The following is a 22,335-nucleotide window of genomic DNA, read 5'->3' as shown; positions in this document are numbered from 1 at the left end:
GTGGAGCTTTTTCAAGCCCACCGGCCCCGCCGGGTGTACTGCTTACAGACTACTCTGCGGACTCTTCAGCGGCCTCGGCCGGTGCGTCCTCTGAAGCTGCGCCCTCTTCCTCGGCAACAACCGGGGACAGGGAGAGCTTTCCGCGGTCGTCGATCTTGGTGATCTCTACCTGGACCTTCTGGCCCACGGAGACAACATCATCAACGTTGTCCACGCGCTTGCCGTTGGCCAGCTTGCGGAGCTCGGAGATGTGCAGCAGGCCGTCCTTACCCGGGGTCAAGGAGACGAAGGCGCCGAAGGTGGTGGTCTTGACGACCGTACCCAGGTAGCGCTCACCGATTTCCGGTACCTGAGGGTTGGCGATGGCGTTGATGGCGGAACGTGCTGCATCGGCAGACGGACCGTTGGTAGCGCCAATGTAGACCGTGCCGTCATCTTCGATGGAGATGTCCGCGCCCGTGTCTTCCTGGATCTGGTTGATCATCTTGCCCTTGGGGCCAATGACCTCGCCGATCTTGTCCACGGGGATCTTGACGGCGATGACGCGCGGAGCGAACTCGGAGAGCTCGTCCGGGGTGTCGATCGCTGCGTTGATGACCTCGAGGATGTGGAGGCGGGCTTCGCGGGCCTGCTTCAGTGCTGCTGCCAGCACGGAAGCGGGGATGCCGTCGAGCTTGGTGTCCAGCTGGATGGCCGTGACGAACTCGGACGTACCGGCAACCTTGAAGTCCATGTCGCCGAAAGCGTCTTCGGCGCCGAGGATGTCGGTCAGCGCTGCGTAGCGGGTCTGACCGTCAACCTGGTCGGAAACCAGGCCCATGGCGATACCGGCAACTGCTGCCTTCAACGGCACACCGGCGTTGAGCATGGACAGCGTCGAAGCACAGACCGAGCCCATGGACGTCGAGCCGTTGGAGCTGAGGGCCTCGGATACCTGGCGGATGGCGTACGGGAACTCTTCACGCGTCGGCAGAACCGGAACCAGGGCGCGCTCTGCAAGGGCACCGTGGCCGATTTCGCGGCGCTTCGGGGAACCGACGCGGCCGGTCTCACCGGTGGAGTACGGCGGGAAGTTGTAGTTGTGCATGTAGCGCTTGCGCGTTACCGGCGACAACGAGTCGATCTGCTGCTCCATCTTGAGCATGTTCAGCGTGGTGACACCCATGATCTGGGTCTCGCCGCGCTCGAAGATGGCCGAACCGTGGACGCGGGGCAGAACCTCTACCTCGGCGGTGAGCTGGCGGATGTCCGTCAGGCCACGGCCGTCGATGCGGATCTGGTCCTTGAGGATGCGCTGGCGCACAACCTGCTTGGTGACCGAGCGGAAAGCTGCGGACAGTTCCTTCTCGCGGCCTTCGAAGGTACCGGCAAGCGCGCCCAGGACTTCGTCCTTGAGCTCGTCAGAGGCGTTGTCGCGGTCCTGCTTGTCAGCGATCTGGAAGACAGCAGCCAGCTTGTCGGCAGCAGCGGCTTCAACAGCGGCGTAAACATCGTCCTGGTAGTCCAGGAACACGGGGAACTCGACGGTGGGCTTGGCAGCGCGTGCAGCCAGGTCCGCCTGTGCTTCACAGAGTGCCTTGATGAAGGGCTTTGCAGCCTCGAGGCCCTCGGAGACAACCTCTTCGGTGGGAGCCGTGGCGCCCTGTTCCTTGATGAGGTTCCAGGAGTTGTCCGTGGCTTCGGCTTCAACCATCATGATGGCGACGTCGTCACCCGTGATGCGGCCGGCTACAACCATGTTGAAGACGGCGTTCTCAAGCTGGGAGTGCTTGGGGAAAGCAACCCACTGCGAACCATGCTCATCGGCGATGAGGGCGACGCGGACGCCACCGATCGGGCCGGAGAACGGGAGGCCGGAAAGCTGCGTGGACATCGAGGACGCGTTGATGGCGACGACGTCGTAGAGCTCATCGGGGTTGATCGCCAGGACGGTGACCACGATCTGGACCTCGTTGCGCAGGCCCTTGACGAACGCGGGGCGCAGCGGACGGTCCATGAGGCGGCACGCCAGGATGGCTTCGGTGGACGGGCGGCCTTCGCGGCGGAAGAACGAGCCCGGGATGCGGCCGGCAGCGTACATGCGCTCTTCAACGTCAACCGTCAGCGGGAAGAAGTCGAAACCTTCGCGCGGCTGCTTGCCTGCGGTGGTTGCGGAAAGCAAGGCAGTGTCTTCGTCGATGTAGACCATCGAAGCGCCGGCTGCCTGCTTGGCAAGGCGGCCGGTTTCGAAGCGAATGACGCGCTTGCCGAAACGACCGTTGTCGATAATGGCTTCGGAGAACTGGATTTCGGGACCCTCCATAGAGAGTCACCTCCGTTTCTGTTAGCGGAAGTCCGCCGCATCAACCCAGGCCTCTTCTTTTTTCCTGGCCTGTACGACACCCGGTCATCGATCGAGATCCACGGGCGTCATCACCACAGATGAGCTTCCCGGGAATCACTACCGAGGACCGCGAATGCGCGATGCGGTTGATTCCTGTTTTTAGTTGTTGGTGAAGAAGGCGGCCCGTTCCGGACAGGAGCGGGCCGCCCCTAAAGGCAGACTAGCGGCGCAGGCCGAGACGCTCGATGAGCGCACGGTAGCGGGCGATGTCGGTGTTCTTCAGGTAGGTAAGCATGCGCTTGCGACGACCAACCATGGCCAGCAGACCGCGCTGGGTGTGGAAGTCGTGCTTGTGCTCCTTCATGTGCTCAGTCAGATCCTTGATCCGCTGGGTCAGGACTGCAACCTGGACCTCGGGCGAACCGGTGTCGCCTTCAGAGGTTGCGTATTCCTTGATGATGGACTGCTTTACAGCGGCGTCAAGTGCCACGTGAACTCCTAGAGTTGTGCCGTGCCTCCCGGTGCAGCGCCTCGCTGACGGGTTGCCTTTGATGCGTTGCCGCACACAAAAACAGGTCCAGCCGCCACGGACTGCAGCCGGATCCAGTGATCAGTTTACCGGCAGGTCAGCAGTGTTGTCGAAAATGGCCCTAGCGCGTGGCCAGCAGCTCGTGGGCCTGGGCTACGTCCAGGCACATTTGCTCGACCAACGCCTCAGGTCCGCGGTAGGCCACCATGCCGCGCAGCCGCTGTGTGAATTCGACAGCCACGGTCTGGCCGTAGAGATCGAAATCCTCCACGTTCTCCTCCGGGCGGTCAATGACATGTGCCTCGACCTGGCGGCTCACGCCATCGAAGGTGGGGTTGGAACCAACGGAGATGGCTGCTGGCCAGCGCGTGCCGGATTGGTCGATCAACCATCCTGCGTAGATGCCGTCCGCGGGAACATAGCCAGTGGAATCCGGGGCAAGGTTTGCTGTGGGGAAACCAAGATCGCGGCCGCGGGCTGCGCCGTGCACCACTTCACCACGCATGCGGTGCGGGCGGCCCAGCACAGCTGCGGCTGTCACGACGTCGCCTTCGGCCAAGGCTTCCCGCACCCAGGTGGAGGAGCAGCGGCGGTCTGTGTCGCCGTCGTCGTGGACCGGGAAACCCCCCGCGCCGAATTCGTTGACTACCTGCACACCAAAGCCGAGCGCTTCGCCCAACTCCTGCATGGTGAGGACGTCGCCCACGTTGCCGGCACCAAAGCGGAGGTCATGGCCTACAACGACGTGTGCCGCGTGGAGCCCGTCAAGGAGGACGTCGCGGACGAACTGTAGTGGCGTCATCGCGGCCAGGTCCAGGGTGTACTTCATGACCAGCACGGCATCAACGCCGGTGTCACCAAGGGCATCAAGTTTGTCCTGCAGCCCCATGATCAGTTCCGGAGCCGCATCCGGCCTGTGGACCTGGGCAGGGTGGGGGTCGAACGTCACCGCAACCGACGGAATGTTGTGCCGTTTGGCGGTATCGGTCAGTTGCGACAGGACATGCTGGTGGCCGCGATGGACGCCGTCAAAATTCCCGAGGGTAACGACAGTAGGTCCGAAGTCCTTGGGGACTTCGGTGGGATCGTTCCAGATGTGGACCATCAACCTCGCCTTTTACTGCAGATATTCGTTCCGCCCGGCAACCTCCCGGCGCCGGAACATTCTAAGGTTACCCGGAAGGGCAGCCGGCTCAGGACGGCCGGCGCTTGTTGAGCCACAGAAGGCCAAGGACCGGAAGGATCAGCGGCACGAAGCCATAGCCCCGGCCGAACAGCGACCATACAGTGTCGTGCGGGAACGCGACGGGGTCGAAGAGGCTGATGGCCCCGACCACCAGGACGCCAATGAGCTCGGTGAGGACGGCGGCGACCGAAACCTTGAACCACGTGCGGCCCGGCTTGGCCAGCGAAACGGTGGCAACGATATACACGACGGCGGCGAACGCCGACAGGATGTGCGCCAGCGGAGCTTCGGCGAACTTGGTAGCGATCTGGTAGCCAGCGCGTGCCGTCGCCGACAGCGCGAACACGGCATACACCGCGATCAGGAGACGGCCGGGACCAGTATTCCTGGTGTCCTTCAGCTGCGGCTTCCGGTTCGCGGAGTTTGTCTCGGTTCCAGTCACGTTGTGTTCTTCCTTCAAGGTCAGTACCAGATCTGGTTCATGCGGGCGCCCATCACGATCACCGTGACGCCCACTGCCGCCAGGACGAAGTTGCTCCAGCGGGTTCGTTCGAGGATGGCCCAATAGACAGCTCCCAACGGGATCATCAGCGCCGTGACCAAGTAGCCCCAAAACTCCCATGTTTCCCCGGCGATTTGTTCGCCCATGGCAACGCGGACGATCGAACCCACCAAATACACCAGCAGGACCAGTTCAACGGCAAGCACGGAAAAGATGGTGGGGTCGTTGGGCGCTTTCTTCATGAGGCCGGCCACGACGCACATGATGGTGGACACCAATCCGATGATCAGGAGGGCGTAAAAATATCCGTCCATGCCTAGTTCGCCTGCCCGGTTCCCTCGCCGGTACTGGAACCCGGCCCAGTTCCCGGCGCAAAGACCAGCACCGGCTTGGCGAAGCTCCCAGTGTCAGCCAGCAGTGCTACCAGTTCCCCGGACGGCGCGAACGCTGCAGCGGGATTCTCGGCCGTGGCAGCGTCGGGGGTCCCTGCTCCCGGGCCGGCGGCGATGCGGCGGCCGAAGGAGATCTCCGTGGTTTCTTCCTCGCTCAGTTCCCGGTTGGGCATGAGGGCGCGGGCGGCGAGTGACATTTCCAGGACCTCGAGATCCTCCGCCAACTCCTCAAGGGTGCGGGCCTGCTCCAAGGAGTAGGGACCCACGTGGGTCCTTCGAAGTGCCGTGAGGTGTCCGCCGACAGCCAAGTCCTTGCCGAGGTCCCGGGCCAGGGCCCTGATGTACGTTCCCGAAGAGCATTCCACGGTGACGTCGACGTCAACTACCCTGCCGCCGTCGACCCTGGTGATGGAGTGGACCACGAAGCGGTGAATGGTGACCGGGCGGGCGGCGAGCTTGACCTCTTCGCCCGAGCGGACACGGGCGTAGGAGCGTTCACCGTTGACTTTGATGGCGCTGACGCTGCTGGGCACCTGTTGGATGGGGCCTGTGAGCGCGGCAACACCGGCCGCGATGGCGTCGTCTGTGACATCCGCAGCGCTGCGGGCCTCCGTAACGTCGCCTTCGGCGTCGTCGGTGATAGTGGTTTCACCGAGCCTGATGGTGGCGGTGTACGTCTTGGACGTGCCCACGATGTAGGTCAGCAGGCGGGTCGCCTTATTAATGCCGAGCACCAGGACACCTGTGGCCATGGGATCCAGGGTCCCCGCGTGCCCCACTTTCCGGGTACCAGCCAGCCGCCGCATCCGGCCAACCACATCATGGCTGGTCCATCCCTGCGGTTTGTCAACGATTACCAGTCCAGAAAGCACGCTTACCAGTATATGGGTGGCTAGGATGGCTCCCATGCCTGAGCTTGCCCCGCACGTGCGCGACGTCCCAGTGAACCAGATCCGTGAGATCACCGAGGCCGCCTGGGCGACGCCCGGCGCGATCGTCCTCAGCATCGGGGAACCGGGGTTTGCCCTCCCCCGCCATGTCCTGGACGCCGGCATTGCCTGCCTTGACCGTGATGAGACCAACTACACACCGAACGCCGGGATTCCGGCGCTCCGTGAAGCCTTCGCAGCCCGTTTCCGCGAACAGCAACGTGTTCAGATCGGGGCGGAGCGCGTCTATGTGGTGGACGGAGCCCAGCAAGGCCTGCACTTCGCCATGAGCCTCCTGCTCTCCCCCGGAGATGAGATCCTCATTCCCAACCCCGGCTACCCCACCTTTGCCATGACGAGCCGCCTCCTCCACGCGGTACCTGTGCGGTATCCGCTGTACCCTCAAAACGACTTCCAGCCGCATATCGAGGACATCGAGGCACTCATCACGCCCCGGACCAAGGTCTTGATGCTGAACTCGCCCTCCAACCCCTTGGGGGCAGTCATCAGCGAAGATGCCACCCGCCAACTGGTGGACCTGGCTGTGCGGCATGATCTTTGGATCATTTCGGACGAGTGCTACGAAGCCTTCACCTTCGACGTCCCGCATATCAGTCCGGCCCGCTTCGACAGCGATGTTCCCGGCGAAGCCCGCGTGTTCACGTCCATGACCTTGTCCAAAACGTATGGGCTCACGGGCCTGCGTATCGGGGCATTGGTTTGCCCGCCGGGCCTGGAACAAAAGATGAACAATGTCATGGAGGCGATCGTTTCCTGCGTCGCCTCACCGTCGCAGTACGCTGCGCTGGCTGCGCTGACCGGACCCCAGGACTACGTTTCCAACGCGCGCGAACACTACCGCAGCAACCGGGACGCGGCTTCGGCCGTGCTGTCGGAGAAGGGTATCCGCTATCTGGGTGCACAAGGAGCGTTCTATTTGTGGGCCGATGTGTCGCACGTCAGCGATGGGGATGTCCGCACCTGGGTGCGCAAATTCCTGGCGGATTCCGGGGTGTCGTTCGCGCCGGGAACTGCGTTCGGGTCCATCGGCGAGGGTTGGATCAGGATCGCCCTTTGCGGTGGGCAGCAAGACCTGCTCGACGGCGTCAGGCGCCTGCCAGCGACCGTTTAGCACCGCGGCGGTACTGGTCATTCGGACTAGTAGGCGGTCCGGCGGGAGTGGTTCAGCCAGGCTTCGAACGGGTCACCGGATGCGGCCACCTCCGCCTGCTCTACCGGAAGCAGCTCAGGCCTGGTACCGGCGAAGTATTCGTAGAACACGGCGTCATCAAAGCCCGCCCGGGCAGCACCATGCCTGTCCGCTGCGAAGTAGACGTGACCGATCCTGGCCCACAGGGTAGCCGACAAACACAGTGGGCAGGGCTCGCAACTGGCATAGAGCACGGCACCGCTGAGGTCGAACTTCTGCATTGCGGCCGCTGCCCGACGAATCGCCACCACTTCGGCATGGGCGGTGGGGTCGTGGTCACGTGTCACCCGGTTCACTCCCTCATGGACAGTTCCGTCCGGGGTGACCACGACGGCGCCGAAAGGACCGCCGCCGTCGGAAACGTTCTGCACCGCCAGGCGGATAGCCCGGTTCAGGTATTCATCACGCTGCTGAGCACTGTGCGCCGACATGCTCTGATCCTAACGAGTTTGAGTACAGCTCATGCCCCTAAAACGCAGTCTTAGGGGCATGAGCTGTACAAAAAACACAGAGGTTCTAGCGGTTGGCGTCTTCGTCGAGTTCGTTGTCGCCGGAGAGGTCTGTGTCCTCTTCGTCGAAGTCGTCCTCGTCGATGTCTTCAGGGGCGTCGCCCTTGTAGGGGTCTGCTTCGCCTGCATGCTTGGCGCTGGCAGCCAAAGCGGCCACCTCGGCGTCGCGACGCTTGGCTTCACGCAGCAACTCCTCAAGGTTCGAGGCGTTGACCGGAATCTGGTCGGCAACGAACTCGAGGGTCGGGGTGAGCCGGACCGTGATGTTGCGGCCAACTTCCTGCCGCAGCACACCCTTGGCCTTTTCCAAGGCACGGGCGGCATCAGCGTGGGCTACCTCGTCACCGAAGACGGTGTAGTAGATGGTGGCGTGCTGAAGGTCGTTGGTGACGCGGGCGTCGGTCACCGTGATGGACTCGACACGAGGATCCTTCACGCGACGTCCGAGGGCTTCTGCGACGACGACCTTAATCCGCTGTGCCAGCTTGGCAGCGCGTGCGGGATCAGCCATGACTTCCTCCTGGAAAGTAGAAACGGGGACGGAACGGGTCCGCCGGGGCAACCCGACGGACCCGTTCCAAACGGAACCTAGACGCGCGGCTTTTCGCGCATCTCGAAGGTCTCGATGATGTCGCCTTCGTTGATGTCGTTGAAGGAGCCAAGACCAATACCACACTCGAAGTCGGTACGGACTTCGGTTGCGTCATCCTTGAAGCGCTTGAGCGTCTCAACGGTGAGGTTGTCACCGATGACCTTGCCGTCGCGGCTGACACGTGCCTTCGTGTTACGGCGGATGATGCCCGTGCGGACGATCGAGCCTGCGATGTTGCCGAACTTGGAGGAACGGAAGACTTCACGGACCTCGGCAGTACCGAGCTGGACCTCTTCGTATTCCGGCTTGAGCATGCCCTTGAGAGCCATCTCAATGTCATCGATTGCTGCGTAGATGACCGAGTAGAAGCGCATATCCACGCCTTCGCGGTCAGCCAGTTCAGCAACGCGCTCTGCCGGCTTGACGTTGAAGCCGATGATGATGGCGTTGTCCACCGTTGCGAGGTTGACGTCGTTCTGCGTGATGGCACCCACACCGCGGTGGATGACACGGAGCTGAACGTCGTCGTCTCCGACGTCGATCTTGAGCAAGGCGTCTTCGAGGGCTTCCACGGCACCGGACACGTCACCCTTGAGGATGAGGTTGAGGGTGTCGATCTTGCCTTCTGCAACGGCCTGGTCGAAGTCTTCCAGGCTGATGCGCTTGCGGCGCTTGGCCAGTGCGGCGTTGCGGTCGGCAGCTTCACGCTTCTCGGCGATCTGGCGGGCCGTACGCTCGTCAGGAGTCACCAGGAAGGTGTCACCTGCACGCGGCACGTTGGACAGGCCGAGGACCTGGACCGGGCGGGACGGCAGTGCGACATCAAGTGCCTCGCCGTTCTCGTCGAACATGGCGCGGACGCGGCCGTGAGCCGTACCGGCCACGATCGTGTCGCCCACGGCCAAGGTACCGGACTGCACCAGGACGGTGGCAACAGCACCGCGGCCCTTGTCGAGGTTCGCTTCGATGGCAATGCCTCGAGCGTCCTTGTCCGGGTTGGCACGCAGATCCAAGGCGGCATCGGCCGTCAGCAGGACAGCGTCGATCAGTTCGTCGATATTGAGGTTCTGGCGTGCAGAGACCTCAACGAACATGGTGTCGCCACCGTATTCTTCGGGAACCAGGCCGTACTCGGTCAGCTGGCCCTTGACCTTGTCAGGGTTGGCGCCTTCCTTGTCGATCTTGTTCACCGCGACGACGATCGGCACATTTGCTGCCTGCGCGTGGTTGAGTGCTTCCACCGTCTGCGGCATAACGCCGTCGTCGGCTGCGACAACCAGGATCGCGATATCGGTGACCTTGGCACCACGTGCACGCATGGCCGTGAAGGCCTCGTGACCGGGGGTGTCAATGAAGGTGATGTCGCGGGCCGTGCCCTCGTGGACGTGGCTGATCTGGTAAGCACCGATGTGCTGGGTGATTCCACCGTGCTCGCCGGCCACAACGTTCGAGTTGCGGATGGCGTCCAACAGGCGGGTCTTACCGTGGTCAACGTGACCCATGACGGTGACAACCGGCGCACGGGCTTCGAGGACGTCGTCGCCTTCGGCGTCGAGTTCGTCCTGGATGTTGATGTCGAACTGGTCCAGCAGCTCGCGCTCTTCGTCCTCAGGGGAAACAACCTGGAGCTTGTAGCCAAGTTCGGCACCAAGCAGGCCAAAGGTGTCTTCGTCGAGGGACTGCGTAGCCGTGGCCATCTCACCGAGGTGGAACAGCACGGTCACGAGCGACGCGGGGTTCGCATCGATCTTCTCGGCAAAGTCCGTGATGGACGAGCCACGACGCAGACGGATGATGGTCTCGCCATCACCGCGGGGTACTGATACGCCGCCCAGCGACGGAGCACTCATCTGCTCCAGTTCCTGGCGCTTTGCACGCTTCGACTTGCGCTGCTTGCCGCGACCGGCACCGCCCTTGCCGAAGGCACCCTGGGTGCCACCGCGACCGCGGCCACCCTTGCCGAAGCCACCGCCGGCGGGAGCGCCGCCACCGGTACCTGTACCAGGTGCGCCACCCGGACGACCGGGTCCGCCACCGGGACGGCCTGCGCCACCCGGACGGCCTGCGCCACCGGGAGCCGGACGCTCAGTGCGGTTGGGCATCATGCCCGGAGTAGGACGGTTTCCGCCACCGGGACCACCGGCGGGACGCGGAGCACCCGGACGGGGTGCACCGGGACGCGGAGCACCCGGACGGGGACCACCGGTGCCCGCTGCGGGACGGGGACCGCCTGTGCCGGCCGCGGGACGGGGACCGCCGGGGCGTTCGCCGTCGTTGCGGCGCTCACCACGGGGCATACCCTGCGACGGAGCAAACGGGTTGTTGCCCGGACGCGGCGGACGATCGCCATCGCCACCACGGCCGCGGGGCATGCCCTGGGACGTAGCAAACGGGTTGTTGCCCGGACGGGGACCGCCCGGACGCGGAGCCTGGCCACCCTGACGTGCCGGAGCCGGAGTCTCTGCCTTGGGAGCAGGACGGGCGCCGGGCTTGGCAGAGACCGGGGTGGACGCGGCGGGAGCCGCGGGTGCTGCCGGAGCCGGTGCCGCGGGAGCAGGAGCTGCCGGAGCAGCCGCTGCAGGCGCCGGGGCCGGAGCCTTGGGTGCTGCAGGTCCGGGAGCCGGAGCGGCCGGACGTGATGCTGCGGGACGGGTTGCCGCCGGAGCAGCTGCGGGAGCGGCGGCCTTTGCGGCACCGGCACCCGGATAGGCGTCGCGAAGCTTCTTCACGACGGGGGCCTCAATGGTGGAAGAGGCGGAGCGAACGAATTCGCCCAATTCCTGCAGTTTTGTTACTGCATCTTTGGAAGTAATACCGAGCTCTTTAGCGAGCTCATGTACGCGGACCTTGGCCACATTTCTCCTGTCTCGGTCCGCACCGAGCCAGGCACGAACCGTCTACTTCTTACTGCGGGCCCTTGTCGCAATCGCGACAGAAAGGCCCATTGCAGAGCGCAACAAAGTTGTCATCGTTACGCACTCATCGCTGGGAACTCATCGGGTTTCCATCAGTTTTCTGACCCGCTTTCAGGTTTGGACGGTTTTCCCGTGGCGGCCTGGGCCTCCACAAGTGGCGTGCCCGGCATCAGATATCTTTCAACGGCGCCCGTTTCGGCAGCGCCTGCAAGGGCCCTTCCGAAAGCGCGCCGCTTGATCGCCAATGCCAAGCACTTTTCGCTGGGGTGCAGCCACGCACCCCTGCCGGCCATCCGGCGTCGTTCATCCACCAGGACAGCGGACGAACCGCCGCCTTGGGCGACCAGCCGGACAAGCTCGGACCGGGAGCCTTGCTTCCGGCATCCGATACACGTGCGAACAGGCCCCTGGCCGTGTTCCAGCAGTTCAGCCACGACGTGTCCAACCTGCCTTACGCTTCTGGCGCCCGACGGGCCCCGGTCCTGCAAACGCAGCTGAGGCACGCCAAAGCGCGCGGATACCGGACGTAAGCCCGGTTCCATCTAGTCTAGCCCCCCGGCCCCGCACTCCCGAAACCAGGTACGCCGCAAGCGCGGCGCGGAACCGGCGGCATGGGCCGCCGGTTGGAGTGTTAGTCGACCTTCGCCGGAGCGGCGTCAGAGATGATATCGATCCGCCAACCGGTCAGCTTTGCTGCGAGCCGGGCGTTCTGACCCTCTTTGCCGATCGCCAGCGAAAGCTGGTAATCGGGCACCACTACGCGGGCTGAACGGGTTGCCTCGTCGGTAATAGTGACGGAATTCACTCGCGACGGCGACAGGGAGTTGGCGATGAAGGTTGCCGGGTCATCGCTGAAGTCGACGATGTCGATCTTTTCATCGTTCAGTTCCGTCATGACGGCACGGACGCGCGAACCCATTTCACCGATGCAGGCACCCTTGGCGTTAACGCCCGGAGTGTTCGCCTTGACGGCAATCTTGGTGCGGTGGCCGGCTTCGCGGGCAAGTGCCACAATCTCCACGGAGTGGTCCGCGATCTCCGGAACTTCCATTTCAAACAACTTGCGGACCAGTCCGGGGTGCGAACGGGACAGCGTGATGGACGGACCCTTGGCACCACGGTGGACATCCACCACGAAAGCGCGCAGGCGGCTTCCGTGGAGGTACTTCTCGCCGGGAACCTGCTCGGGCGGCGGCAGCAGTGCCTCAACAGACCCAAGGTTGACTTGGATCATGTGCGGGTTGTTGCCCTGCTGGATCATGCCGGCCACAAGTTCGCCTTCACGGCCCTTGAACTCGCCCAGCACATTGTCATCCTCAACGTCGCGAAGACGCTGCAGGATGATCTGGCGTGCCGTGCTGGCAGCGATGCGGCCGAAACCGGCCGGGGTGTCCTCGAACTCGCCGATCGGCTCGCCGTCGTCGTCGATCTCAGTGGCCCAGATGGTCACGTGACCGCTCTTGCGGTCCAGCTCCGCGCGAGCCTTCTCGAAGGCGCCGGGCGTCTTGTGGTACGCCACCAGCAATGCTTGCTCGATGGTGGGAATCAGGAGATCCAGCGGGATTTCACGCTCACGCTCCAGGAGTCTCAGTGCGCTCATGTCAATATCCATTAGGCCTCCTCGGAAGGTCCGTTGTGCTCGTTTTCCAGCGCAGCCTCGTGGAGGTGGCTGAATTCAATCTCGACTTTTCCTTGGCGGATCCTGTCGAAAGGAATAGTAATGGGGTCGCCTTGCTTGGGCTTCATGCCCTTCTTGACCTCGTGCTCGGGAATCAGCGTCACTGCGTCATCCTCCACCGAAGCGATGCGTCCCAGGAGGTTGTCACCCTGAATAACGTTGACCCGGACCATGCGCCCACGGGCGCGATGCCAGTGGCGCGGCTCGGTCAGGGGGCGGCTGACACCGGGGGAAGAAACCTCCAGGTCATACGGACGGCCGTCATCATGGGGATCGTTGTCCAGAATATCGGACAGTCCGCGCGAAACGTCCGCGATGGCGTCAAGGCTGACGCCCCCGGTTTCCTCCTGCGGAAGATCGACTACGACGTGGACAGTGCGGTGTGAACCGGCAACGTGGATGGAAACATCCTCGAGGTAGAGCCTGCTGGCAAGGACGGCCGGTTCAAGCAGCGCCTTAAGCCTGCTCTCTTCCGGGTTGTGGATGGTGGCCGTTGAGTTCGATTCAGAACGGTCTGTTGAAGTCGTGGCTTCCGAGTCACTCACGTTGCCCGCCGCCTCCCGATAGATGTTGTTGTGACTACTAGCCTAACGATTTTCCCGGGAACATGGTGCACGGAGTTTGCCGCCCACGTGACACCATGGTCTGTTGTGAACGGGCAGACAAGCGAAAAACGACAAACACCACCGTGGGGCCGGCTATTGCTGGTTGCCCTCGTGGCGCTGCTCGTGGCCGGTACAGGAATAGTGCTTATTCCGCGTGATTCCGGGACTCCCCCGCCGATCACCTTTACCGAAAATGCACGCGTTGGGGCGTTGGAGGACACTCTGCGATTGCGGGAATCGGCCACCGTACTGGCAGAGGCGGCCGGTCCGGATACCGGAAAGCCGGTCCTTGGGGACGCTGTGACTTTGCTGACAACCCATGCGCGGGCCCTGCTGGATCCTGCCGGCTCAACATCCCCCGCCACCACCAAGGCACCATCGCCGGACGCCACCCCTGCCACCTTTGTTGCAGCTTTGTCCGTCAGCGGGCGGAAGCGCTTGACTGACGCCCGCGAGGCCGACGGCGGCATCGCACGTCTGCTGGCTGCTGTCGGCTCCGCCCAACTTCTGCAGGCGGAAAAGCTGGCGGCAGCCTGGCAACTGCCTGTCCCGAAGGAGCCGGCGACGTCGGCGACCACGGTGCCCGCCGCAACACCGTCAGCCGCACCTTGTCCTTCAGTGAGTCCGACCCCCGCAGCGACCTCCGCAACCACGGACGCAGCTCTGGCAGCCATGGTCCGCTCCCAGCAGGAGGCCATCTACGCCTATCAGGTGGCACTCAAACGGCTGGACAGTTCGGCGGCGGCTGCGGCGGCGAGGGACCTGCAAACGCACGAGCTGGCGCTGCAGCAGTCGGAGGCGCTGTCCCGCGCCAATTGCGGCGACGTGCCTGCCAGCGAAGCCGGTTACCGACTCCCGTCACAGTTCGCCAAAGACCCCGCCGCTTCCTTGGCCGCGCTCGAGTCGACTTCCTTACTGGTATTTGGGGACCTTATTGCCTTGTCCTCGGCCGATGCCCGGACGTGGGCCGTGGACGGGCTCCTGGCCGCCTCGCGCAGGAGCATGGCCTGGGGCGCAGACTTGCCAGCGCTACCAGGACTAAAGGTCGACGCCGGCGGGTTGCCTTCCCTGCCGACGCCCGGCGCATCGTCCCCTTCCGCTGGCGGATAGGCCAGCCTAGCCATGCTGGCCCCGACAGCACGCCAGTGCTTGGCTTGATGCATGGCTTCCAAGGACACTGCCTCCATGCATGAGAACGAACCACACCGGGATGATCTGGCCCACCGGTTGAACTGGTTGCGGGCCGGAGTCCTGGGCGCCAATGACGGCATTGTGTCCGTCGCTGCCATCGTGGTCGGTGTGGCAGGTGCCACCACCAGCACGGGCAGCATCCTGGCCGCAGGCACCGCCGGCCTGGTGGGTGGCGCGATCTCCATGGCTTTGGGTGAGTATGTGTCCGTCAGCAGCCAGAGCGACACCCAAAAAGCCCTGATCGAAAAGGAAAGGCGCGAGCTGGCGGAGCAACCCGAGGATGAGCTTAACGAGCTGGCCGCGATCTACGAATCCAGAGGCCTCAGCGCCAAAACGGCCCGGACCGTTGCACAGGAGTTGACCGAGCACGATGCCCTGGCCGCCCATCTTTCAGCAGAGCTGAATATCCATGAAGACGACATTGTCAGCCCGTGGAACGCAGCTTTGGCTTCCGCTGTGGCCTTCATCTTGGGAGCGATACTGCCGATGCTGGCCATCCTGTTGCCTCCCACGGAACTGCGGGTGCCCCTGACGTTCGTTGCAGTCCTGCTCGCACTGGCGGTAACTGGCGCAGTAGGTGCATGGATCGGCGGCGCTTCCCGCATCCGTGCGGCCTCCCGGGTGGTGCTTGGCGGGGCCTTGGCACTGGCGGCGACGTTCTGGATCGGAACGCTCTTGGGGGCCAGCGGCGTTTTCTGAGAGCCGCGCGTTACAGCAGAGTTAGGCTGATCGCGTGACCCTTCACGCGATGATTCCCATTCCGGGCGACCTGCACGCCCGGTACAACCGCGACTCCGCCGGACGCGACTGGCTGGCCAGCCTTCCGGGACTTATCTCCGATGCGATTGATCGTTGGCAGCTCACAGTTGACCTGGCTCCCGGCGCCGAACCGTGGAACGGCCACGGAGCCCTGGTGGTTCCGGTCCTTCAGGACGGCACACAGGCTGCCTTGAAGATCGCTTTCCCACACGACGAAGCCCTGGTGGAGCGCCATGCCCTGGCACTCTGGGACGGCCACGGAGCTGCCCGGCTCCTGGCAGCGCATGCTCCCAGCTGCTCCATGCTCCTGGAACGGCTTGATGCCACCCATTGGCTCCAGGACGTCGCGCTGGACGATGCCCGGGACGCTTGGGGTGCCATTTTGCGCCAGCTCTCCATCACGCCCGATGACCGGCTCGAATGGCGGGCTTTGGACCATGTTGCCGCAACTGCCGAACGGTGGAGTGACGAACTTCCTGCGGAATGGGAACGCCTGGACCGGCCTTTCCCCAGATGGCTGCTTGAAGCGGCCCTGGAAGTGTGCCAGACGCGTGGCGCCGTGGGACGCCGCTCCGGGATGGATGTCCTGGTGCACACGGACCTCCACTTCATGAACATCCTGGCTGTCATGAGCGACCAGCGGTCGCGCCGGGGCGATTACCTGGCCATCGACCCGCAACCGCAGGTTGGCGAGGCCGAGTTCGCCGTCGCGCCGATTCTTTGGAACCGCATCCATGACCTGTCCCGGACGGACCCGGAAGCTGCACTACGGGAACGCTGCCACGACTTCAGCCTCGCTGCCGGACTTGATCCGGAGGCTGCCCGGCAGTGGAGCATTGCCCGCGAGGTGGACAACGCCCTGGGGTACGCCGGGAAACCCCGTCACGGCGGAGACCTCGCACGCTCGTTGTGGGTTGCCAGCACCCTTGCCGGCCGGACACTCGATGATCTTCCAAGGGCACATGAGCTGCCCGATCCCGGCGCGACGGCGCACTAGGCCATGGCACTCACAGTCGCCCTGATTGGATCCGGGGCCATCGGTTCGAGGATCGTGGAACTGCTCGACGCCGGGACCGCCCCGGGCGTCAGGCTCGCCGGAGTGGTGCCGCACGGCGACGCCGGCACAGGCTTCAGCTTCGACGATGCCCTGGAAGCCGCTGATGTGGTGGTGGAGTGCGCCGGCGTTGCCGCTGTCGCCGAGTTCGGCCCCCGCATCGTCTCAACCGGCAAGGACCTGCTGGTCACCTCGATCGGTGCTTTGTGTGACCGCTCCCTGCGGACAACACTGCTCGACGGCGGTCCTGGCCGGACGTTCCTGACCACCGGCGCGTTGGGAGGACTGGATGCGATCACCGCCGCCCGGGCGGGCGGAACCATTCACCGCATCACCCTGGAGTCGCGGAAGCTGCCGGCGGCCCTGGTGCAGCCGTGGATGGACGGTGAAACCAAGGAAGGGCTCCTCGCAACCACCCGGCCGGTGGAGCTTCTGCGGGGTGGGCCGGCAGAACTGATCAAAGCCTTCCCCAAATCCACCAACGTGGTCTCGGCGCTTGCCCTGGCAGCGGGCAACTGGGACGTAGTAGAGGCGGTGCTCATTGCGGACCCGGCCGCCCACCAGACAGCCCACCACGTGCTGGCTGAGACAAGCCTGGGCACTTTCGATGTCCGGGTGACCAACGAGGCATCCCCCAACAACCCGGCGTCGAGCGCTTTGGTGCCGCACGCCGTCGTCCGCGGTTTGAAGACGCTGGCCAACGCCAGCGGCAGTTTCATCTGACGAACCCGGGAGGGCTACGCCGCGAAGTTCTCATTCCAGACATCCACGCCGAGCTTGATGATCAACGCGGCCACCACGATCAGGAATACAACGCGCACAAAGCCACTCCCCTTGGCCACGGCGGTGCGGGCACCCAAGTAGCCCCCGGCCATGTTGGCCAGCCCCAGGATGAGTCCCAGGCCCCAGAGCAGTGAGCCGTGCGGGAGGAAGAAGATCAAGGCTCCAGCGTTCGTGGCCATGTTGACGATCTTCGCCTTGGCACTGGCTTCAAGGAAGGCATACCCCATGGCCGAAACGAGGGCGATCACCAGGAACGAGCCCGTGCCGGGTCCGATCAAGCCGTCGTAAAAGCCGATCACAGCGCCGATGAGGCAGGCCACGACGTAGTGCTTGTGGCCATCGTGGCGAAGGGCTGTCAGCTCGCCCGCGCGGGGGCGCAAGGCCGTGAAGATGGCGACGGCGATCAGCGCCACCACGATGATCGGCTTGAACACACTGGCCGGCAGGGAGGCCGCAAGGATTGCCCCGCCGAAGCTCCCGGCCAAGGCGATCACGGCCATGGGAACCGCGGTCCTGAGGTCAGGCCCCACGCGCCGGTAATACGTGACGGCACTGGTGGTTGTCCCGAATATGGACCCCATTTTGTTGGTCGCCAGCGCTTGGACAGGCGTGATGCCCGGCACCAGCAGCAGGGCGGGGAGCTGAATCAGTCCCCCGCCCCCCACCACGGCATCAACCCAGCCGGCGGCGAATCCAGCCACCACAATCAGGATGATTGTGGTGAGCTGGATTGATTCGAAGCCGGAAATCACCGGTTTCGTACGGCGTTGACCACGTAATCCACGGCCTTGTCCACCGAAACGTTCTCGGCTTCGCCGCTGCGGCGGTCCTTGATTTCCACGACGCCATCCACCAATCCCCGGCCGACGGCCAGGATGGTGGGCACGCCCACGAGCTCGGCATCGCCGAACTTCACGCCGGGTGAAACCTTGGGACGGTCATCGAAAATGACGTCCAGGCCAGCGGCTTCCAACTCTGCGGAAAGTTTCTCAGCGGCCTCGAAGATCTCATCGCCACGGCCAACAGCCACCACGTGGACATCAGCGGGAGCGACCGAGCGCGGCCATACGATGCCACGGTCATCGTGGTTGGCTTCGGCAAGGGCAGCCACGGCACGCGTCACGCCTACGCCGTAGGAACCCATGGTGACAACTACCTGCTTGCCGTTCTGGTCCAGGACCTTCAAGTCCAATGCGGCAGCGTACTTGCGGCCCAATTGGAAGATGTGGCCCATTTCGATGCCACGGGCTGTTTCCAGCGGACCGGAGCCGTCCGGGGCGGGATCGCCGGCACGCACTTCGGTGCTCTCGATGACCCCGTCCCACGCGAAGTCGCGGCCTGCAACCAGCCCGAAGACGTGCTTGCCCTCGGCGTTGGCGCCGGTGACCCAGCTGGTGCCGGAGACGACGCGGGGGTCCACCAGGAAGAGCAGCTTGGAGGAACCTTCAAGGCCAAGGACAGGCTCGTCAAGTGACAGGCCGGGGCCGATGTAGCCCTTGACCAGCCACGGCAGTTTTTTGAGGTCTTCTTCGTTGGCAGCCTCGAGGCCAATTTCGCCGGCAATCGGCAGGTGGGAACCGATGTTGGCTTCCACGCGCTTAAGGTCCACGGCGCGGTCGCCCGGAACGCCGATGACAACGATCTGGCGCTCACCGGTGGGCAGCGTGACGGCGAGGACCACGTTCTTGAGCGTGTCAGCGGCAGCCCAGGGGCCGCCGTCGGACTCACTGCGCGGAGCCAGCTGGTTGGCTGCGTCCACGAGGGTATCGATGGTGGGCGTATTCGGCGTGTCCAGGACCTGGGCTGCCGGCGCGTTGGTGAAGTCGATCTCGTCGGGAACAACGGTGGTCACGGCCTCGACGTTGGCGTAGTAGCCGCCGGCCGAGCGGACGAAGGTGTCCTCGCCGATCTCGGTGGGGAACAGGAATTCCTCACTCTTTGAGCCACCCATGGCACCGGCCGTTGCCGCCACCGGAATGACCTCCAGGCCCAGCCGCGCAAAGATCTTCAGGTACGCGGCACGGTGCGCGGCGTAGCTGGCATCCAAGCCGGCGTCGTCAACGTCGAAGGAATAGGAGTCCTTCATGATGAACTCGCGGCCGCGGAGGAGGCCTGCCCGGGGGCGTGCTTCATCGCGGTACTTGTTCTGGATCTGGTAAAGGCTCAGGGGCAGGTCCTTGTACGAGGAGTACAGATCCTTCACCAGGAGCGTGAACATTTCCTCGTGCGTCGGAGCAAGGAGGTAGTCCGCACCCTTGCGGTCCTGGAGGCGGAACAGGCCCTCGCCGTACTCGGTCCAGCGGTTGGTGGCCTCGTAGGGTTCGCGCGGGAGCAGCGCCGGGAAGTGGACTTCCTGGGCGCCTATGGCAGTCATTTCCTGGCGGATGATCTCCTCCACCTTGCGCAGGACACTCAGGCCCAACGGGAGCCAGGTGTAAATGCCCGGGGCTGCGCGGCGGATGTACCCGGCGCGCACCAGGAGCTTGTGGCTGGCGACCTCGGCATCGACGGGATCTTCACGCAAGGTGCGCAGGAACAACTGGGAAAGGCGAAGGACCACGGGTACGTATCCGTTTCTATGGCAGATGTGGCAAAAACAACTGCCTACTAATCTACCGGTTCAGTGCCTTGCCGCTTGAATGGCCGCTTGGCCGTGCGCCGGACACAGAAGAGCCACGCCGTCGCGTGTGGAAGCCCCTGGCCGCAATGGGCTGGTCATCCTGCGATGGCGTGGCTCAGCGGCCGGCCGGCCGCAGACTCTGTCCGGGGACTAGATCGCCGTTCCCTCCAGCGGAACGGGATCGCCTGCGACTGGGAAGCATTGGTCACTGCCGAGCTTTCGGATGGCCGAAGCGCTTGTGGCGCCCATCAAGGTCTTGAACATGATTTCCCCCTGTTGCCACCCGCACCCCAACGACACGGCTTGGGTAGAACCTATGTGATCGCAGACACATTTTCAAGGATTGGGGCTACCCGGCGTTGCCGCCACCCTTGACCCCTGCGGGGTGTGGATCTACTTTTATTTCATCATTTGGTGAATTAATGGAGCCCTGGGAGGCCCGTATGTCACCCGTTCCAGCGGCCATCGAAGCGGACAAACTTCATGTCTCCCGTTCGCGGACAAAAATCCTCCGCGGACTTGATTTCACCGTTGATTCCGGCCGGATCACCGGATTGCTCGGCCCTTCGGGCAGCGGCAAGACAACGCTCATGCGCGCAATTGTCGGCGTCCAGCGGATCACCCGGGGAACCTTGTCCGTTCTCGGCCTGCCTGCGGGCAGCCCGACACTCAGGCACGACGTCGGATACGTCACCCAGGGCGCCAGCGTCTATCCGGACCTCAGCGTCGAAGCCAATGTCAGGTACTTTGGCGCCATGCACGGCGCGACGACGGCCGACACCGCCGAGGCGATTGCCGCCGTCGGGCTCTCATCACTCGCCCGGAAAAAAGCCGCAGATTTGTCCGGCGGGCAGTTCAGCCGGGTGTCGTTGGCATGCGCACTGGTGTCCCGCCCAAGGCTATTGGTCCTGGACGAGCCCACTGTGGGGCTCGATCCCGTACTTCGCGCAGAACTGTGGGAACGTTTCGCCGCAATGGCTGCTGCCGGCACCACGCTGCTGGTGTCCAGCCATGTGATGGAGGAAGCCTCCCATTGTTCCTCCCTCCTCCTGCTGCGTGACGGTTTGCTCCTGGCGCAACTCAGCCCATCGGAGTTGGCTGAGCGCGGCCGCAGCGATGACCTTGAGCGGGCCTTCCTGACCATCATCAAGGCCGCCGACCACGGCAGTGAAAGCCAGGTGGCATCGTGAACCTGCGTATGACCCTCGCCACGGCCGCCCGCGTTCTTGGCCAACTGAGGCACGATCACCGCAGCGTAGGGCTGATCCTGGTGGTTCCGGCCCTGCTGCTGGCGGCCGTGTACTTCCTCTTCGACAACGAGGCCCTGCCTCCGGGGATCCCCCGCACCTTTGACCGCGTGGGCCTGATGATGCTGGCCATCTTCCCGTTCGTGGTGATGTTCCTGGTCACCTCCATCACCATGCTCCGCGAGCGGACATCCGGGACCTTGGAGCGGCTCCTGACCACGCCCATCCACAAGGCAGATCTCCTCTTCGGCTACGCCCTGGCCTTTTCGATCATGGCCGCTCTGCAGTCCCTGGTGGCGACGGCCGTCGCCTATTGGGTCTTCGACCTGGACATCAAGGGAAGTCCGGGATTCGTGGTGATGGTCGCTGTCATCAATGGCGTCCTGGGCGTCGCCCTTGGGCTGCTGTGCTCGGCTTTTGCGCGCACTGAATTCCAGGCCGTGCAGTTCATGCCGGTCGTGGTGGTGCCACAGATCCTGCTGTGCGGGCTGTTCGTTGCCCGCGACGGGATGAATGACGTCCTGGAGACGATCTCAAGCGTCCTGCCGCTGACGTTCTCCGTGGATGCGTTGAAGGAAATCGCCGGGAATGCCGAAGCGACGGCCTCGATGTGGCAGGACGTCCTGGTGATGGGCGTGATCGTCGTAGGAGTGCTGGTCCTGGCATCGCTGACGCTGCGGCGGCAAACCCGATGAGCCTTCCCCAGATTCGGCGTGGTCGCCGCAGCGCGGGCGACCATTCCCGTCAGGCCATCCTTGCGGCGGCACGGAAATTGTTCGCGGAACACGGGTTCGAAGGGACAAGTTTGCGGCAGGTTGCCCGTGAGGCCGCCGTCGATCCCGCCATGGTTCACCACTTCTTCAAGGGCAAGGACGAGCTTTTTGCCTTATGCGTTGAATTGCCCGCCGACCCTGCCCAGGTGTTGGTCGGCGTCGAAAGCACGGACCCGTCCCTGAGGGCGGAAGCGATTGTCCGGGCGGTCCTGCACCTCTGGGAGAGCCCTGCCCAGCACAGCCTGGTGGCTTTTGTTCGAGGGACCATCGGGTCCAAAGCCAAGACGGCCCTGCTGAGGGAAATGGTGAACCGGACCATCCTGTCGCGGGTGATGGCCGGAGTCCCGGGCCCTGCAGGAGAGGTGCGGCTTCGAGGCAATCTTGTTGCGACACAGGTGATGGGGTTGATGCTGGCCCGGTACGTGGTCCGCCTTGAGCCCTTGGCATCCGCCACCCAAGAGGACGTTGTCCGTTGGGTGGCCCCGAACATCCAGCGCTACCTGACAGGGGACCTGGACTCCCCCATGTAGGCCACAGT

22 protein-coding genes are annotated in these 22,335 nt (G+C 64.0%); 8 read left to right on the top strand and 14 right to left on the bottom strand.

The window, feature by feature from the left end:
- Positions 1-49: 49 nt before the first annotated feature.
- The 6 genes from J3D46_RS12760 to truB all read right to left on the bottom strand — a co-directional run bounded on the left by J3D46_RS12760 (position 50) and on the right by truB (position 5,804).
- A complete protein-coding gene (locus tag J3D46_RS12760; RefSeq protein ID WP_231339142.1) occupies positions 50-2,302 on the bottom strand; it encodes a polyribonucleotide nucleotidyltransferase in 2,253 nt (750 codons plus the stop codon).
- A 241-nt stretch (positions 2,303-2,543) separates the two neighbouring features.
- A complete protein-coding gene (gene rpsO, locus J3D46_RS12755; protein ID WP_104137311.1) occupies positions 2,544-2,813 on the bottom strand; it encodes a 30S ribosomal protein S15 in 270 nt (89 codons plus the stop codon).
- Between the two features lie 160 nt (positions 2,814-2,973).
- Positions 2,974-3,957, bottom strand: coding sequence for a bifunctional riboflavin kinase/FAD synthetase (locus tag J3D46_RS12750; RefSeq protein WP_231339141.1), 984 nt, complete (start codon positions 3,955-3,957; stop codon positions 2,974-2,976).
- Positions 3,958-4,045: 88 nt separating this feature from the next.
- The gene (locus J3D46_RS12745) at positions 4,046-4,480 is read right to left on the bottom strand and encodes a hypothetical protein (RefSeq protein ID WP_231339139.1); all 435 of its coding nucleotides are present in this window, start codon (positions 4,478-4,480) and stop codon (positions 4,046-4,048) included.
- 20 nt (positions 4,481-4,500) lie between these two features.
- On the bottom strand, positions 4,501-4,854 hold the full coding sequence (locus J3D46_RS12740) for a hypothetical protein (protein WP_253467594.1): 354 nt from the start codon (positions 4,852-4,854) through the stop codon (positions 4,501-4,503).
- A 2-nt stretch (positions 4,855-4,856) separates the two neighbouring features.
- Complete coding sequence (gene truB / locus J3D46_RS12735) at positions 4,857-5,804, bottom strand: tRNA pseudouridine(55) synthase TruB (RefSeq protein ID WP_253467591.1); 948 nt, start codon at positions 5,802-5,804, stop codon at positions 4,857-4,859.
- Positions 5,805-5,838: 34 nt separating this feature from the next.
- On the opposite strand from truB, the gene J3D46_RS12730 reads away from it, so the two are divergent.
- Positions 5,839-6,993 carry a pyridoxal phosphate-dependent aminotransferase gene (locus tag J3D46_RS12730; RefSeq protein WP_253467588.1) on the top strand — a complete coding sequence of 385 codons (1,155 nt, stop codon included), beginning with the start codon at positions 5,839-5,841 and terminating at the stop codon, positions 6,991-6,993.
- A gap of 26 nt (positions 6,994-7,019) precedes the next feature.
- Here the strand turns inward: J3D46_RS12730 and J3D46_RS12725 are convergent, their stop codons facing one another.
- The 6 genes from J3D46_RS12725 to rimP all read right to left on the bottom strand — a co-directional run bounded on the left by J3D46_RS12725 (position 7,020) and on the right by rimP (position 13,310).
- Positions 7,020-7,502 (bottom strand): nucleoside deaminase, encoded by a 483-nt coding sequence (locus J3D46_RS12725; protein ID WP_231339131.1) that lies wholly within the window; start codon positions 7,500-7,502, stop codon positions 7,020-7,022.
- 85 nt (positions 7,503-7,587) lie between these two features.
- On the bottom strand, positions 7,588-8,091 hold the full coding sequence (gene rbfA / locus J3D46_RS12720) for a 30S ribosome-binding factor RbfA (protein WP_231339130.1): 504 nt from the start codon (positions 8,089-8,091) through the stop codon (positions 7,588-7,590).
- Between the two features lie 77 nt (positions 8,092-8,168).
- Complete coding sequence (gene infB / locus J3D46_RS12715) at positions 8,169-11,027, bottom strand: translation initiation factor IF-2 (protein WP_253467585.1); 2,859 nt, start codon at positions 11,025-11,027, stop codon at positions 8,169-8,171.
- 152 nt (positions 11,028-11,179) lie between these two features.
- The gene (locus J3D46_RS12710; RefSeq protein ID WP_231339128.1) at positions 11,180-11,521 is read right to left on the bottom strand and encodes a YlxR family protein; all 342 of its coding nucleotides are present in this window, start codon (positions 11,519-11,521) and stop codon (positions 11,180-11,182) included.
- A gap of 197 nt (positions 11,522-11,718) precedes the next feature.
- Positions 11,719-12,699 carry a transcription termination factor NusA gene (gene nusA, locus J3D46_RS12705; protein WP_231341551.1) on the bottom strand — a complete coding sequence of 327 codons (981 nt, stop codon included), beginning with the start codon at positions 12,697-12,699 and terminating at the stop codon, positions 11,719-11,721.
- The gene (rimP, locus tag J3D46_RS12700; protein ID WP_231341552.1) at positions 12,699-13,310 is read right to left on the bottom strand and encodes a ribosome maturation factor RimP; all 612 of its coding nucleotides are present in this window, start codon (positions 13,308-13,310) and stop codon (positions 12,699-12,701) included. The genes nusA and rimP overlap by 1 nt, the downstream gene beginning before the upstream one ends.
- Before the next feature lie 105 nt (positions 13,311-13,415).
- Between rimP and J3D46_RS12695 the strand changes: the two genes are divergently transcribed.
- Genes J3D46_RS12695 through J3D46_RS12680 form a run of 4 tightly spaced genes read left to right on the top strand, consistent with a single transcriptional unit; the run spans position 13,416 to position 17,097 of the window.
- A complete protein-coding gene (locus J3D46_RS12695; protein WP_253467581.1) occupies positions 13,416-14,480 on the top strand; it encodes a DUF4439 domain-containing protein in 1,065 nt (354 codons plus the stop codon).
- 51 nt (positions 14,481-14,531) lie between these two features.
- Complete coding sequence (locus tag J3D46_RS12690) at positions 14,532-15,260, top strand: VIT family protein (RefSeq protein ID WP_253467578.1); 729 nt, start codon at positions 14,532-14,534, stop codon at positions 15,258-15,260.
- A gap of 34 nt (positions 15,261-15,294) precedes the next feature.
- Positions 15,295-16,317, top strand: coding sequence for an aminoglycoside phosphotransferase family protein (locus tag J3D46_RS12685; protein WP_253467575.1), 1,023 nt, complete (start codon positions 15,295-15,297; stop codon positions 16,315-16,317).
- A 3-nt stretch (positions 16,318-16,320) separates the two neighbouring features.
- Entirely contained in the window at positions 16,321-17,097 is a 777-nt protein-coding gene (locus J3D46_RS12680) for an aspartate dehydrogenase domain-containing protein (protein WP_253467572.1), read from the top strand.
- Between the two features lie 14 nt (positions 17,098-17,111).
- On the opposite strand, the gene J3D46_RS12675 is transcribed toward J3D46_RS12680, so the two are convergent.
- Both J3D46_RS12675 and J3D46_RS12670 read right to left on the bottom strand, forming a co-directional pair.
- Positions 17,112-17,909 (bottom strand): TSUP family transporter, encoded by a 798-nt coding sequence (locus tag J3D46_RS12675; RefSeq protein WP_253467568.1) that lies wholly within the window; start codon positions 17,907-17,909, stop codon positions 17,112-17,114.
- The gene (locus J3D46_RS12670; RefSeq protein ID WP_253467565.1) at positions 17,906-19,717 is read right to left on the bottom strand and encodes a proline--tRNA ligase; all 1,812 of its coding nucleotides are present in this window, start codon (positions 19,715-19,717) and stop codon (positions 17,906-17,908) included. The genes J3D46_RS12675 and J3D46_RS12670 overlap by 4 nt, the downstream gene beginning before the upstream one ends.
- A 503-nt stretch (positions 19,718-20,220) precedes the next feature.
- Between J3D46_RS12670 and J3D46_RS12665 the strand changes: the two genes are divergently transcribed.
- Genes J3D46_RS12665 through J3D46_RS12655 form a run of 3 tightly spaced genes read left to right on the top strand, consistent with a single transcriptional unit; the run spans position 20,221 to position 22,327 of the window.
- Positions 20,221-20,967, top strand: a complete 747-nt coding sequence (locus J3D46_RS12665; RefSeq protein ID WP_253467562.1) for an ABC transporter ATP-binding protein — start codon at positions 20,221-20,223, stop codon at positions 20,965-20,967.
- Between the two features lie 8 nt (positions 20,968-20,975).
- Entirely contained in the window at positions 20,976-21,719 is a 744-nt protein-coding gene (locus J3D46_RS12660; RefSeq protein ID WP_231341580.1) for an ABC transporter permease, read from the top strand.
- Positions 21,716-22,327 carry a TetR/AcrR family transcriptional regulator gene (locus tag J3D46_RS12655; RefSeq protein ID WP_253467559.1) on the top strand — a complete coding sequence of 204 codons (612 nt, stop codon included), beginning with the start codon at positions 21,716-21,718 and terminating at the stop codon, positions 22,325-22,327. Before J3D46_RS12660 ends, J3D46_RS12655 begins: the two co-directional genes overlap by 4 nt.
- Positions 22,328-22,335 lie beyond the last annotated feature (8 nt).

The sequence above is a fragment of the Paenarthrobacter sp. A20 genome (assembly GCF_024168825.1).
In the GTDB taxonomy this organism is placed as follows: Bacteria; Actinomycetota; Actinomycetes; order Actinomycetales; family Micrococcaceae; genus Arthrobacter.
Note: the sequence above shows the minus strand (reverse complement) of the source record. Positions and strands in the feature narration are given on the sequence as shown.